Annotated in this window: 11 protein-coding genes and 1 tRNA gene; 8 read left to right on the top strand and 4 right to left on the bottom strand. The window is 71.0% G+C overall.

Annotated elements, in window-relative coordinates:
• Positions 1 to 399: 399 nt before the first annotated feature.
• The 8 genes from ACA089_RS06970 to ACA089_RS06935 all read left to right on the top strand — a co-directional run bounded on the left by ACA089_RS06970 (position 400) and on the right by ACA089_RS06935 (position 8526).
• Entirely contained in the window at positions 400 to 897 is a 498-nt protein-coding gene (locus ACA089_RS06970) for a CinA family protein (protein ID WP_372014943.1), read from the top strand.
• Between the two features lie 40 nt (positions 898 to 937).
• Positions 938 to 2620 (top strand): 2-polyprenylphenol 6-hydroxylase, encoded by a 1683-nt coding sequence (ubiB, locus tag ACA089_RS06965; protein WP_372014940.1) that lies wholly within the window; start codon positions 938 to 940, stop codon positions 2618 to 2620.
• A gap of 55 nt (positions 2621 to 2675) precedes the next feature.
• Positions 2676 to 3332, top strand: a complete 657-nt coding sequence (gene lexA, locus ACA089_RS06960; protein ID WP_372014937.1) for a transcriptional repressor LexA — start codon at positions 2676 to 2678, stop codon at positions 3330 to 3332.
• Positions 3333 to 3504: 172 nt separating this feature from the next.
• Positions 3505 to 4536, top strand: a complete 1032-nt coding sequence (recA, locus tag ACA089_RS06955; RefSeq protein WP_372014934.1) for a recombinase RecA — start codon at positions 3505 to 3507, stop codon at positions 4534 to 4536.
• A 138-nt stretch (positions 4537 to 4674) separates the two neighbouring features.
• On the top strand, positions 4675 to 5199 hold the full coding sequence (gene recX, locus ACA089_RS06950) for a recombination regulator RecX (protein ID WP_372014932.1): 525 nt from the start codon (positions 4675 to 4677) through the stop codon (positions 5197 to 5199).
• Between the two features lie 125 nt (positions 5200 to 5324).
• Positions 5325 to 7976, top strand: a complete 2652-nt coding sequence (alaS, locus tag ACA089_RS06945; protein WP_372014930.1) for an alanine--tRNA ligase — start codon at positions 5325 to 5327, stop codon at positions 7974 to 7976.
• A 169-nt stretch (positions 7977 to 8145) separates the two neighbouring features.
• Entirely contained in the window at positions 8146 to 8352 is a 207-nt protein-coding gene (csrA, locus tag ACA089_RS06940; protein WP_372014927.1) for a carbon storage regulator CsrA, read from the top strand.
• An 81-nt stretch (positions 8353 to 8433) separates the two neighbouring features.
• Positions 8434 to 8526, top strand: a tRNA-Ser gene (locus ACA089_RS06935).
• 174 nt (positions 8527 to 8700) lie between these two features.
• Here ACA089_RS06935 and ACA089_RS06930 read toward each other — a convergent pair.
• The 4 genes from ACA089_RS06930 to ACA089_RS06915 form a co-directional block, all read right to left on the bottom strand.
• Positions 8701 to 9255: a phosphohydrolase gene (locus tag ACA089_RS06930; protein ID WP_372014925.1), complete on the bottom strand. Its 555-nt coding sequence runs from the start codon at positions 9253 to 9255 to the stop codon at positions 8701 to 8703.
• A 104-nt stretch (positions 9256 to 9359) separates the two neighbouring features.
• A complete protein-coding gene (locus tag ACA089_RS06925; protein WP_372014922.1) occupies positions 9360 to 10523 on the bottom strand; it encodes a hypothetical protein in 1164 nt (387 codons plus the stop codon).
• Positions 10524 to 10600: 77 nt separating this feature from the next.
• Positions 10601 to 11665 (bottom strand): BamA/TamA family outer membrane protein, encoded by a 1065-nt coding sequence (locus ACA089_RS06920; protein WP_372014920.1) that lies wholly within the window; start codon positions 11663 to 11665, stop codon positions 10601 to 10603.
• A 419-nt stretch (positions 11666 to 12084) separates the two neighbouring features.
• Positions 12085 to 14544 carry a hypothetical protein gene (locus ACA089_RS06915; RefSeq protein WP_372014917.1) on the bottom strand — a complete coding sequence of 820 codons (2460 nt, stop codon included), beginning with the start codon at positions 14542 to 14544 and terminating at the stop codon, positions 12085 to 12087.
• Positions 14545 to 14640: the final 96 nt, after the last annotated feature.

Genomic DNA, 14640 nt, shown 5'->3' with positions numbered 1-14640 from the left:
GGGGTCGCCTTGGCGGCCCTTCTCCTGTTCGGGTCGCCTTGGCGGCCCCTTGTCCTGCTCGGGTCGCCTCGGCGGCCTCTTTACTCTATTCGGGGCGCTTAGGCGCCCCGTGTTCTTTGCGGGTCAGCGGGCGCAGTGCCGGGCAGGCGTCGGGTGCACCGGTGCGAATGCCCCTGGAAACGGACGCCCCCCGGCGACGGCCTGCGGCCATCGCCTCTTCCTCGATTTCGCCTCCCGGGGCATTCGCACCGGTGAGAGGAGGTGTGCAGCGTTTCCAGGGCGAGGTCGTCGCGGCCGGGCGCGCATGGGCACGCGGATGGCCGGTTGCCAGTGGCGCGCGGGCAGACAGGCGGGAACGTTTGGGCTAAAACGTCCGCATCCCCCACGTTCCCCTCGACCATGCCGATCCTTTCCGACGCGCAGCTGCGCGACCAGGCCCATGCGCTGGGCGAGCGGCTGCGCCGTGCCCATGACCGCCTGGTCACCGCCGAGAGCTGCACCGGTGGCTGGATCGCCAAGTGCCTGACCGACATCGCCGGTTCCTCCGACTGGTTCGACTGCGGCATGGTCGTGTACAGCTACGAGGCCAAGCAGGCCCTGCTCGGCGTGCGCCCGCAGACGCTGGAGGAGCACGGCGCGGTCAGCCGCGAGACCGCGATCGAGATGGTCTCCGGCGCGCTGGTCCATTCCGGCGCCAGCCTCGCGGTGGCGGTGACCGGGATCGCCGGTCCCGGCGGTGGCAGCCCCGACAAGCCGGTGGGCACGGTGTGGATCGCCTGGAAGCGGCGAGGCGGCTACGCGCGGGCGCAGGTGTTCCATTTCGACGGCGACCGCGAGGCCGTGCGCCGGCAGACCGTCGGCCAAGCGCTGGCCGGCGTCGACGGACTGCTCGCGTGAGCGGCCTTCCGTTGCCGGGCCCGGTGCCGGGGTGCCCCTGATGTGGGAGACGCTCGGCACGGTACGCGACCTCGGGCGGCTGCAGCAGATCGCCTCGGTCCTGGTCGGCTACGGCTTCGGCGACATGGTCCGGCGCATCGGCCTGGCCGGCGCGCTCGAGCGGGCCGGCCGCCTGCTGCACTGGCAGGACCCCCAGGCGATGGCGCACATGGCGCCGCCCGAACGCGTGCGCCGCGCGCTGGAAGACCTGGGACCGACCTTCGTCAAGCTCGGCCAGGTCCTGGCCACGCGCGTGGACCTGCTGCCACCGGAGTGGATCGCCGAGCTGGGCAAGCTGCAGAACGCGGTGCCGGCGTTGCCGTTCGCCCAGGTGCGCCCGCAGCTGGTCGAGGATCTCGGGGCAGAACCGGATACCGTGTTCGCGCAGCTCGACGAAATCCCGATCGCCGCCGCTTCGCTCGCCCAGACCCATCGCGCCTGGCTGGCCGACGGCACGGCGGTGGTGCTGAAGATCCGCCGTCCCGGCATCCGCGACACGGTGGAAGCGGATCTGCGCCTGCTGGCGCGGCTGGCCGAGATCGTCGAGGCCCAGGCGCCGGACCTTCACCGCTACCGGCCGCGCGAAGTGGTCCAGCAGTTCGCCCAGTCGCTGCGCCGCGAACTGGACTTTGCCGCCGAGTGCCGGAACGCGGAGCGCATCGCCGGCAACTTCGCGGGCCACCGGGAGATCGTGGTGCCGCGCGTGCACTGGCAGTGGACCTGCGAGCGCTTGAACGTGCAGGACTTCGTCGCCGGCATTCCCGGGCCTGACCTGGCCGCGGTCGATGCGGCCGGCATGGACCGCGGGCGGCTGGCGCAGGTGGGCGCGGGCATCGTGCTGAAGATGGTGCTGGAGGACGGTTTCTTCCACGCCGATCCGCATCCGGGGAACATCTTCTACCTGCCGGGCGAACGGCTCGGGGTGATCGACTTCGGCATGGTCGGGCGCGTGTCCGAGCAACGCCGCTTCCAGATCGTGCAGCTGCTGCACGGCCTGGTCGAACGCGAGGCCGAGGCGGTCAGCGACGTGCTGATGGAGTGGGGGGAGGGCGCCGGCGAGGCCGACGAGACGCGCCTGCAGGCCGATGTCGGCGCCTTCGTCGACCAGTACCGCGGGGTGCCGCTCAAGGACCTGCGGATGGGCGCGATGCTGCTGGACGTCACCACGATCCTGCGCGAGCACGGATTGAGCCTGCCGCCGGACCTGGCGCTGATGGTCAAGGCGTTCCTGACCCTGGAAGGCTTCGGCCGGCAGCTGGACCCCGGTTTCGACATGGCCTCCGCCGCGCGTCCGTACGTGGAGAAGGTGCTGCTGGCCCGCTACTCGCCGCGCGCGCTGCTGCGCCGTGGCCGCCGCGGCGCGATCGAGGCGCTGGAACTGGCCGGCGACCTGCCGCGCGAACTGCGCCGCCTGCTGCGGACCGCGCGGCGCGGGCGCCTGAACATGCAGGTCGAGGTCACCTCGCTCAAGGCCTTCGGCGAACAGGTCGACCGCGCGGCCAACCGCCTGACCATGGGCGTGGTCACCGCCGCGCTGGTGATCGGCTCGTCGATCGTGATGAACAGCGCCGGCGGCGGCGTACCCAGCCGATGGCTGCTGGCCCTGGGCGTGGCCGGGTTCGTCGGAGCCGGCCTGACCGGGCTGTGGATCCTGCTGTCGATCTGGCGGAGCGGCCGCCGCTGAGCCTGCCCCACCCGGGGATTGCGCGACCCCGGTGTTAGTAGTAATACTACTAACCATGGACCTGACCCACACCCAGAACGCCATCCTGGCCCTGATCGCCGAGCGGATCGAGGCGGAGGGGATGCCACCGTCCCAGACCGAGATCGCCCGCGCCTTCGGCTTCAAGGGCGTGCGGGCGGCGCAGTACCACCTAGAGGCGCTCGAGGCGGCCGGGGCGATCGAGCGCCTGCCGGGCCGCGCCCGGGGCATCCGCCTGAAGGTCGCGCCGAAGCCGCCGCAGGCCGAGCTGGCCCTGCCCCCGGCCGGCAACGACGACGACGCCCTGCGCCTGCCGGTGCTGGGCCGGGTCGCGGCCGGCCTGCCGATCGGCGCCGACGCGCCGGCCGACCTGGCCGAGAGTTTCGTGGTCCTGGACCGGGTGCTGTTCTCGCCGTCGCCGGACTACCTGTTGAGGGTGCAGGGCGATTCGATGCGCGACGAGGGCATCTTCGACGGCGACCTGATCGGCGTGCACCGCACCCGCGAGGCGCGCTCGGGCCAGATCGTGGTGGCGCGGGTCGACGAGGAAATCACGGTCAAGCTGCTGAAGATCGGCAAGGACCGGATCCGGCTGCTGCCGCGCAACCCCGACTACGCGCCGATCGAGGTGCTGCCGGACCAGGATTTCGCCATCGAGGGCCTGTACTGCGGCCTGGTCAGGCCGAACCGCTGATGGCCGGCCTCCCCGCGCGGACGAGGCGTTTTCCGACGCGCGGATGCGGCGTGCGGCGATGGAGCCGGGTTGCGGCCCCGACTATTTTCGATTTCCCCGGCCGTCGTCGCAGCCCGTGCGACCCGGCCACCCCAGACTTCGCGACACACCACTGACACCCGAGGACACCCAGATGGACGAGAACAAGAAGCGCGCCCTTGCCGCGGCCCTGAGCCAGATCGACAAGCAGTTCGGCAAGGGCTCGGTGATGCGCATGGGCGACCGCGCGATCGAGGCGGTGGAGGTCATCCCGACCGGCTCGCTGATGCTGGACATCGCCCTGGGCATCGGCGGCCTGCCGAAGGGCCGCGTGGTCGAGATCTACGGGCCGGAGTCCTCGGGCAAGACCACCCTGACCCTGCAGGCGATCGCCGAATGCCAGAAGCAGGGCGGCACCGCCGCCTTCATCGACGCCGAGCATGCGCTGGACCCGGTGTACGCGGCCAAGCTGGGCGTCAACGTCGACGACCTGCTGCTGTCGCAGCCGGACACCGGCGAGCAGGCGCTGGAGATCGCCGACATGCTGGTGCGCTCGGGTTCGATCGACATCCTGGTGATCGACTCGGTCGCCGCGCTGACCCCGAAGGCCGAGATCGAAGGCGAGATGGGCGACCAGCTGCCGGGCCTGCAGGCGCGCCTGATGAGCCAGGCCCTGCGCAAGCTCACCGGCAACATCAAGCGCTCCAACACCCTGGTGGTTTTCATCAACCAGCTGCGCATGAAGATCGGCGTGATGATGCCGGGCCAGAGCCCGGAGACCACCACCGGCGGCAACGCGCTGAAGTTCTACGCCTCGGTGCGCCTGGACATCCGCCGCATCGGCGCGATCAAGAAGGGCGACGAGATCATCGGCAACCAGACCAAGATCAAGGTCGTCAAGAACAAGCTGGCGCCTCCGTTCAAGCAGATCGTCACCGAGATCCTGTACGGCGAAGGCATCAGCCGCGAGGGCGAGCTGATCGACATGGGCGTGGACGCCAAGCTGGTCGAGAAGTCCGGGGCCTGGTACGGCTACAACGGCGAGCGCATCGGCCAGGGCAAGGACAATTCCCGCCAGTACCTGCGCGAGAACCCGGCCATCGCGGCCAAGCTCGAATCCGAACTCCGCGAGAAGTTCCAGCCCGAACAGGGCTCGCGCGAAGAGGGTGAGGGCGACGACGAGTGAGGGCCCGCCCGTGCCGCGCACGGGACGACCGGTATCCCGCTCCCCGCCGGAATGCTGTCAGTGGCGTGACGGCGGGGAGCGGACCTTGAAGGCCAGGAGGGCAGGCGCCATGGATGGCGCACATCTTCCGGTGGATCGATGAGCGACGAGCCGCAGGACAACCAGGAGAGCGAGCCGTCGAGCGGACCGGGGGAACGCAAGGGGCGGCGGAAGCGTGCAGAGCCGACCCCCGTGCAGCGGGCCCTGGGCCTGCTGGTGCGGCGCGAACATTCGCGGCGGGAACTGACCCGCAAGCTCTCGGCACGCGGCATCGACGCCGCCGAGGCCGCTGCGGCGGTCGAGCGCCTTGCGGGCGAGGGCTGGCAGGACGATGCGCGTTTTGCCGAATCGCTGGTCCGTGGGCGCGCCGGCTCCGGCTATGGCCCCCTGTACATCCGTGCCGAGCTGGCCACCCATGGCCTGCCGGGCGAGGCCATCGCCGCGGTGCTCGAGGCCTACGAGGGCGACTGGTCGGCGAATGCCCGCGACCTGGTCCGGCGCCGGTTCGGGCCGGCCGGCCCGGCCGACCTGGCGCAGCGGCGCAAGGCCGCCGACCTGCTGGCGAGGCGGGGCTTCGACGCCGACAGCATCCGTGCCGCCAGCCGGTGGGATCCCGACGACTGAGCCCGTCACCGGTCGCCGAGGCCGCCGGTCGCGGCCTCTGCTACCCTTTAGCCCGTCGAAAATCCCGTCCCGCCGGGCCGCACAGGCGTGTTCCCGGCCCGGACCTGTCCGCCAGCCAAAGCCAGATGACCTCCACGACCCCGTATTCCACCGCCCGCATCCGCGCCGATTTCCTCGAGTTCTTCCAGGGCAAGGGCCACACCATCGTGCCGTCGGCCCCGCTGGTGCCGGGCAATGACCCGACCCTGCTGTTCACCAACTCGGGCATGGTCCAGTTCAAGGACGTGTTCCTGGGCGCGGAGAAGCGCAGCTACGTGCGCGCGGCGGACGTGCAGCGCTGCCTGCGCGCGGGCGGCAAGCACAACGACCTCGACTCGGTCGGCTACACCGCGCGCCACCACACCTTCTTCGAGATGCTGGGCAACTGGTCGTTCGGCGACTACTTCAAGAAGGACGCCATCGCCTGGGCCTGGGAGCTGCTGACCGGCGTGTGGAAGCTGCCGGCCGAGCGCCTGCTGGTCACCGTCTACCACACCGACGACGAGGCCTACGCGCTGTGGCGCGACATGGTCGGCGTGCCGGAAGAGCGCATCGTGCGCATCGGCGACAACAAGGGCGCGCCGTTCGCTTCAGACAACTTCTGGCAGATGGCCGACACCGGTCCCTGCGGCCCGTGCACCGAGATCTTCTACGACCACGGCGCGCACATCGCCGGCGGCCCTCCCGGCTCGCCGGACGAGGACGGCGACCGCTTCATCGAGATCTGGAACCTGGTGTTCATGCAGTTCGACCGCCAGCCGGACGGCACCCTGGTGCCGCTGCCGGCGCCGTGCGTGGATACCGGCATGGGCCTGGAGCGCCTGGCGGCGATCCTGCAGCACGTCCACACCAACTACGAGATCGATCTGTTCCAGGCGCTGATCCGCAAGGCCTCCGGGCTGACCGGCACCGCCGACCTCGAGAACAAGTCGCTGCGGGTGATCGCCGACCACATCCGCGCCTGTTCGTTCCTGATCGTCGATGGCGTGCTGCCGTCCAACGAGGGCCGCGGCTACGTGCTGCGCCGGATCATCCGCCGCGCGCTGCGCCATGGCTGGATGCTGGGCGTGCGCCAGCCGTTCTTCCACCAGCTGGTCGGCACCCTGGTCGAGCAGATGGGCGAGGCCTATCCGGAGCTGGCGGCCGCGCGCGACCTGGTCGAGCGCGCGCTCAAGGCCGAGGAGGAGCGCTTCGCCGAGACGCTCGATTCGGGCATGCGCATCTTCAACGACGTCGCCGCGCGTGCTACCGGCGGCGTGATTCCCGGCGTGGACGTGTTCCGCCTGTACGACACCTACGGCTTCCCGGTCGACCTGACCGCGGACATGGCCCGCGAGCGCGGCATGTCGGTGGACATGAAGGGCTTCGAGGCGGCGATGGAGCAGCAGCGCGAGACCGCGCGTGCCGCCGGCAAGTTCGGTGGCGGCACCACGCTGCCGGCCGACCTGGTCGCGCAGCTGCAGCCGACCGGTTTCCTCGGCTATGACCGCCTGGAGGCCGACGGCCTGCAGGTCGTGGCGATCCTGCGCGACGGCCGCCCGGTCGGGGCACTGGAAGCGGGGCAGGAGGGCATCGTGTTCCTCGACCGGACGCCGTTCTACGCCGAGTCGGGCGGCCAGGTCGGCGATACCGGCGTGCTTGCCGAGGCCAGCACCCGCTTCGAAGTCGCCGACACGCAGAAGTTCGCCGGCCAGTTCCACGGCCACGTCGGCCGCCTGGTGCAGGGCCGGATCGCGGTCGGCGACGCCCTCGCCGGCACCGCCGACGGCCAGCGCCGCGCGGCCACGGTGCTCAACCATTCGGCCACCCACCTGCTGCATGCCGCATTGCGCGAAGTGCTGGGCACCCACGTCCAGCAGAAGGGCTCGCTGGTCGCGCCGGACCGCCTGCGCTTCGACTTCTCGCACTTCCAGCCGATGACCGCGGCCGAGCTGGCCGAGATCGAGCGTCGCGTCAACGCGCAGGTGCGCGCCAACCACGCAGCCGAAGTGCACCAGATGGGCATGCAGGAGGCGCTGGACTTCGGCGCGATGGCGCTGTTCGGCGAGAAGTACGGCGAGCGCGTGCGCGTGCTGCGCATGGGCGAGTATTCCACCGAGCTTTGCGGCGGTACCCATGTCGGCCGCACCGGCGACATCGGCGTGTTCAAGATCACCAGCGAAGGCGGCGTATCGGCCGGCGTGCGCCGGATCGAGGCGGTGACCGGGCAGGGTGCGCTGGACTACATCGCCGCCGAGGAGCGCAGCCTGGACGAGGCCGCGGCCGTGCTCGGCGGCAACCGGAGCGACGTCGCCGACAAGGCGCGCTCGCTGGCCGACCGCATCCGCCGCCTGGAGCGCGAGATCGAGTCCTTCAAGGCCAAGGCTGCCAGCAGCGCCGCCGCCGACCTGGCATCGGCCGCGGTCGAGATCGAAGGGATCCGGGTCCTGGCCGCCCGGCTCGAGGGCATGGATGCCAAGGGCCTGCGCGAGGCCGTCGACCGGCTCAAGCAGCAGCTGGGCGATGCGGTGATCGTGCTGGCCGGGGCCCAGGACGGCAAGGCCGCCCTCGTCGCAGGCGTGAACGGCGCCGCAACGGGCCGGGTCAAGGCGGGCGAACTTCTGGCCCATGTCGCCGGTCGTATCGGAGGCAAGGGCGGCGGTCGCCCGGATCTCGCCCAGGGTGGTGGCGAGGACGGGCCCGCCCTTGCCCTCGCCCTCGACGAGGTTCCGGCCTGGGTAGGCCAGAGGCTTCAGTAGCCGTCCTCGTACGGGTCGCGCCCGCTGGCGCGGCCCTTGCCCCCCCGCTGGCGGGGGCAGTACGATCCCGACGGTTCGACCTCTAGTACGTAGTTGAGTGGACGCGCGAGGCTTTCCACCTGGAACCTCGCGGGCCGGCGAAGGCGTGCCGGCGCCATGGAGATAGACAATGCTGATTCTGACCCGCCGCGTAGGCGAAACCCTGATGATCGGTGATTCGATCACCGTCACCGTCCTCGGGGTAAAGGGCAACCAGGTACGTATCGGCATCACGGCGCCGAAGGACGTGGCGGTGCACCGTGAAGAGATCTACCAGCGGATCCAGCGGGGCGAAGCCCCCGGAAACGCGGGTGGCGACGGCGATCCGGCATCCTGAGCCGAAAATCGTTTGCCGCGAAACGCCCCAGACGGTATCCTTTCGCGGCTCGCGGACGCCCAGGCGCACGACGGGTCCAACGGAGTGATGCCCGAGAGGCCGAAGGGGCTCCCCTGCTAAGGGAGTATAGGGTCAAAAGCTCTATCGAGGGTTCGAATCCCTCTCACTCCGCCAGACATGAAAGAGCCCCCGCAAGGGGGCTCTTTGCATTTGCGGCGCGTGCGGACCGCCAGTCCCATGCCTTCGATTGCGGGCGGCCGCGCGCCGGTGGCGCGAGGGCCGACGCGAGGCAGGCCTGGCATTCCTGATCCGTTGCGACGTCCGCGAAGAACGGTCCGGGCAGGTCGCTCAGGTGCGCGCGTCGGGGTCGTCGCCCCGGAGGGTTGCGAGCGCCTGCGCGTATTTCACCCGCAGCCGGTGGGCCGTCGGCTCGTCCAGCAATGCGAGTCGCGACTCGTCCATCTGGTCGGCGATGGCGGCGAGCTTGACGCGCAGTGCCAGCGGGCTGCGCGGGATCGGCGGGTAGTAGTCGCGGTCTTCCTGCACCGGGTGCCTCGTCAACAGCGCGACCCAGTAGCGGACCTGGACCGGGAAGCCGGCCAGGTTCCCGTGCACGTCGGCATCGCAGGCCTCCAGCACGCCATGCAGCCACGCCACCGCCTCGGCCTCGGCCTCGTCCGAAACCGCCGCGGCGACGCGCGCGACGTGTTCGATGCGGGGCCGGCCCGCCGGGTCCACCTGCCCGGCGTGGGCCCGCCGGGCGAGCTCGCGCGCGCGGGCGACGAGGGCCGGTCCCGCAATGTCTGGAACGATGGGCTCGGACATGGCACGCGACGGGGTGGGTGGACCGCCATGATCACATCCGGTGGCCAGCAGCGGGTGGTTGCGCGCGGTGGCCTGCATCCGGGCGTTCCCGCGCGTATGCGTTCCCGCTGGCCGGACCGGGGAGCGTGGCCCAGGCGCGCCTGCGGGTCGCCGGCGGATCCGGCTCGATCCGCGACGCCGGATCAGGTGAGGATCGACGCCAGGTGCTGGAGGATCTCGTTGAACGAGAACGCCACGAATGCCAGCGGCGCCAGCGGCAGCGCCGCGCAGGCCGCGAGCCAGGCCATGTTCCAGCGCGACACCGGGATGATCGCCATCCCGCGCACGGTGGCGTAGACGCCGGTGAGGTCGCAGATCGCCGAGGCATCGCCGACGTCGAGCAGGGACGTGTCTCCGGGATGCGCCGCCAGCCACCTGCGGTCGAAGGCGTGCGCGGCCTCCTGGCCGAGCCTGCCGTACAGCAGGATCCCGTTGCGCTTGGCCCGGGCCAGCAACGGCGCCATCACCAGCAGCGGGGCCAGGATGACCAGGACGGCGGTGAGCACATAGGCGACCAGCAGGTGCTGGAACGCGCCGAGAGGCTGTCCGAGGTGGATCATGTGATTCATGCAGTAGCCGGTCAGCAGCAGCCCGCCGGCGAGGGCGAGGATCCCGAAGCGCTGCTGCACCGCGCCCAGGAAGCCGAGTCCGCCGGCGCCATCCGGATGCGCCGCGCGCACGTCCAGGTCGAGGCGCGAGAGCCGCCACAGCAGCCATGCCCACAGCAGGAACCGCCACAGCCAGACCAGGCTGACGAAGCGGAAGATCGAAGTCGAAACCAGCGCCAGCCAGTAGCCGGCCGGGGTGGGCTCGCTGCCGATGTGTGCCCAGTCGCTGACCCCGCGAAGCAGGCCCACCGGCACCGCATCGAACAGGGCCGGTGCCACCGCCAGCAGCAGGCAGGCCAGCTCGGGCATGTTCGAATCGCGCAGTCGCTTCATACGCGCGATCTCCGCGTCGAACGGCACCCGCAGCACCGGATCGACCAGGCGGGAGCGTGACAACTGCACCAGGGCCTGCCGGGCGAACCGGTCGCACGCGGGGGCCGCAAGCACCAGCAGCGGCATCGCGAGCAGGAACCGGGCGATCAGCGCGTAGTCCCCGAGCAGCGGCATCGCGACCTGGGTGAAGCCCGGCAGCAGGGTGCGGTCCAGCGCGGTCAGGACCAGCAGCGGCGCGACCGCGACCAGCGTCAGCAGCATGGCGACCACGCCGCTGGTGTGGCGGTCATGGCCCATCAGCCCCATCGAATGCAGCGCCCGGTAGACCAGGCCGCCCCGCATCAGCGAAAAGCTGTCATCGATCACCGGGCCTCCCCGGGCCGCGCCGGCCCTCTGTGCCTTCGTGAAATCGCCGCTGCCGATGCCGGGCCGGCCCTCGCCGGTCAGCGCCAGGCGCTGCCCATCTGGATGATCACGGTCTCATCTTCCGGTCCCCATGCATAGTCGGCGCCAACGTAGAGGCCGATGGCGCGGGCGATCCGGTAGCGGATGCCCACGCCCTTGCTGACGGCGGTGTAGGCATCGCCGAAGCCGGCGCGGCTGCCCCAGGCGCGACCGGCGCCGGCGAAGCCGATGCCCGCCCAGCGCGGGTCGATGTTCCAGCGCAGCTCCGCCTCGAGCACGGCGGTGGAGTCGTCCTGGTAGCGGGCGGACGGCACGCCGCGCAGGTCGATGAACGGCAGGCGGTAGAACGGGACGTCGCCGCTGGCATGCCGCAGGTCCGCGCGCGCACCGAGCACGAACCGTGCATGCACGGGCCAGTAGCCGTAGCCATGCGCACGGTAGGTCTGGAACGTCAGGTCGCTGCCGATCGCGGGGAGGTAGGCGTTGCCCTGCGCCATCAGCAGGTAGCCGCGCGAAGGCGTGAAGCTGTTGTCGCGGCTGTCGTACTCGACGCCGAGGCCGAGGCCGGAGTTGACCTGCCTGAAGTCGCGCTCGTCGAGCGGACGCTGCCCCGGGTCCTGCAGCCGCGGATCGAGGTCGGTGTAGGTCCACTGCGCCGAGACGAACAGCTCGCGGTCGCCGACCCGCCGGGAGACCTGCTGCATGGATCCGAGCCCGGTGAGGTTGACCGCCACCCGGCTTTCCGGAAGCAGCCGGCCGCCGGTGTAGAAGTCGATGTTGAAATCGGCGTCGGCCACCCCGCCCTTGTAGCGCCAGGTGTCATCGGCGAAGTGCAGGAGGCCGCCGCCGCCGTACGCCTTGCTGCCGTTCTCGGTCTTCATCGCCATCGCGCCGAGGATGTTCGGCGCGATCATCTGGGTGCTGCCGTCCGACGCGGTGCGGGTGGTGGCGCTGCCTTCCGGGCGGTGGAAGAAGGCCAGCACCACGCCGCCGCCGTAGCCGAGCGCCGGGTCGGTGATGACGATCGGCACCGGCAGGAAGCCACGGTGTTCGAGCAGCCATTTCGACAGGTCGAAGCGGCCGTCCTCGTGGTCGCGGAACATGCCGGTGGGCGCCGACGCGGACCCGGCCCGCATAGCGGGCGCGCCATCCGGCGACGCGGGCTCGGTAACCGCGCCCTGGGCGAGGCATGCCGCCACCGGTGCGGCGGACAACGCGGTGGCGATGAGCCATCGCGCCGCACCCGGCCATCGCCCCGTGCCGCGCGCACGCAGGCAGGGATCCGTCCGCGTGGGCGCCCGCGGCGCACGGGTGGCGTTCGCGCCGCAGGCGGCCGTCGGCAGGCAGGCGATGGTGGCATCCACGGGCATTGCGCGACTGTCCTTGCACGTTCCTTGTTCTCTCGCCTCCGCCGCCTTCGAAGGCGAGGCATCACGGCGCCGGCAGGGGCGCGTACACGGACGCCGCGTTGGCAGGGCCGCGGGCACGCGCCAGGGTGGATATGCCGCGCAGCACCAGCAGGTCAGCGCCTGCGGCCGCCCCCTCCGCCCATCCGCATCGGCCGCGAGAAGCCGCCTGCAGGCCTCTGGTAGCCGCCGGCCGGCCGCTGCATGCCCGCGCCGCCGGCGCCGCGCTGGTAGCCGCCTTCGCGCGCGCTGCGGTCGCGGTAGAGGTCGTTGCGGGTCTGCCCGTCGAGATTGCGGTTGTGCTGTTCCGGCCGGCCCACCTGCTGCCAGTCGCCGTCCTTGTAGTGGTAGACGTTGCCGTCCTTGCCGGCGTAGACGTTGTCGTTGATGTTCACCACCCCGCCGCGGTCGAACTCGCCGGTGTCGGAGTTGTAGCGGTAGCCGCCGGCGCCGCTGATGTCGACGCGCTCGCCGTCGCTGCTGATCGCGCCCCCGCCCGCGGCGCCTTCCGGGCCACGGACCTTGCCGCCCGCCATTTCCGTCACCCGGCCCGTCTCGGTGTTGACGACCGTGCGCGTGCCGCCGGCGGCGCCCTGGCCGGTATAGGGGTTGTACGCCGCACCCCCGGTGCCGCCGACCACGCGGCCGGTCTGCGGGTTGTAACGCGCGCCCTGCGCGCCTGCGCTGGTGGTGCCGGTGTAGGCGTTGGTGTTGACGAAGCCGCGCCCGACGCCGCGGCCGCCGGTGCGCTCGTTGTGGTAGCCGCCGCGGAAGCCGCGCCCGACATTACCGGTATACGGATTGGCCCAGGCCGCGCCGGTGCCGCTGACCACCGCGTTGCCCCACTGGCCGTAGACGTTCCAGGCCGCCGCGCCGCCCCACCAGCCTCCCGGATATCCCCACCACGGTCCCCACCACGGGTACCAGGGGTAGTAGCCCCAGCCGAAGCCGAAGCTCCAGCCGGCCCAGCTGCTCCAGCCGAAGTACACGCCCATGCCGTACGTCGCCGGGCAGCCGTACCAGTAGGTGTGGATCCACGGGTCGCACAGGTAGCCGGTGCCATAGACGACCACGCCGTTGCTGGCCACCGTGCCGTAGTAGCCCGGGGTGTAGCCGACATGGACCTCGTCGCCTTCCGCGCCGTAGATCCGCACGTAGGTGACGTAGTGCAGGGGCGAGCTGGTCGGAATCGAATAGATCTCGGCGGGCACGCTGGTGGCGACCGCCCACGGTCCGGTGGCGGACGGTGCGGTGAACCACACCCCCTTGTCGACCGCATAGAACGCGCCGCCCTTCACCTGGATCACCGGCACCGCGGTGTTGACCGCGTACTGCAGCGTGGTGCCGGCGATGGCGTCGAACTTCGGCGCGCCGTCGTACTGCACCTGCAGCCTGGCCTCGCCGCGGTTGACGGTGGCCGTCTGCGGGATGCTGTTGGCGATCAGCGACTCGAATGCCTCGGGCGTGCCGGCGACGGAGGCCAGCACGCTGCCCATCGGGCTGTCGGCGGGGATCTTGGCGAAATCCACCGGCAGCCTGTCCGGCGCCACGTACTGCCAGGGGCCCTTGCTCGACGAGGCGCTGAACCAGCGGCCGGACACGAGCACGTACCAGGCGTTGTCCTTGGCGCCGCTGATCAGCACGTCGGCACCGGTGTTGGTGATGTAGCTGAGCGTGGTGCCCGGGATCGGCGCGAACTGCGGCTCGCCGTCGACCACGATCAGTTCGGTCGGCACGGTCCGCACCACCACCTCCGGGAACTTGCCGGCGGTGAGCGCCTTCTTCACCGTGTCCGGCGGGTCGTCCAGGGTGTCCACCAGGCGCTGGGTGACCAGCTGGTCGGCGATGGACTTCAGCGCGCCGTCGACATCCGCCGCCGGCGCCCATGGGCCGTCGAGCGCGGCGGCGCTGGCCCAGCGTCCTGCCAGGCGCGTGTAGTAGCGGCCTTCGCGCTGCAGCAGCAGCGAGCGGCTGTTGATCACGCGCTGCACCCCGGCCGTGCCGGTCGGCTTGAGCACCGGCTTGCCGTCCACCTGGACCAGCAGGGCCGGTCCGAACGCGAACTGGATCGCCGGCGGGTCGTTCTTCACCGGCAGCGAGGGCAGCCGGGCGTCGGCACGGCCGACGACCAGCGCCGATTCGAGCTGGTCCAGGTCGATGGTGAACGTCGCGCCATCGCGGACCACGCTGCGCGCCATCTCCAGGTACCGGTTCTGGCGGTCCATCGCGGTCGGGAAGCTGGCCCGTTCGAAGGTCGCGTCGCGCAGCAGGACCTCGCGCGCCTCCTTGTCCACCTCGGTGGTGGCGCTGAACCAGACCACGCCGTAGTCGAGCTCGTCCACCGGCTTGCCGTCGGGCCCCTTGCCGGTCCCGCCCTTCACCGACATCACGAACCGGCCCTTCAGCGTGTTGCCTTCCCAGCTGTCCATCTGCGGCTGGTACACCGTGAAGGGCACGTTCGATGCGGAGTACTCGCGCGGGTAGGGTCGTCCGTCGATGGCCGTCGGCGGGGCCGCCGAGGCCTGGCACGGGATCGACAGCAGAAGCATGACGAGCAGCATCGGCGCGAGGCGCATACGGGTCCCTGCGGTTCGAGTTGTGAAAAACACGTAAACCGGGCGCGGGCCGGGGTCCACGTCATGGCCGTCAACCAGCCCGGGCAGGATAGCCCC

This window comes from Pseudoxanthomonas fibrivorans (assembly GCF_041464125.1).
In the GTDB taxonomy this organism is placed as follows: Bacteria; Pseudomonadota; Gammaproteobacteria; order Xanthomonadales; family Xanthomonadaceae; genus Pseudoxanthomonas.
The sequence above is the reverse complement of the archived record's forward strand: the minus strand, read 5'-3'. Positions and strand labels throughout refer to the sequence as shown.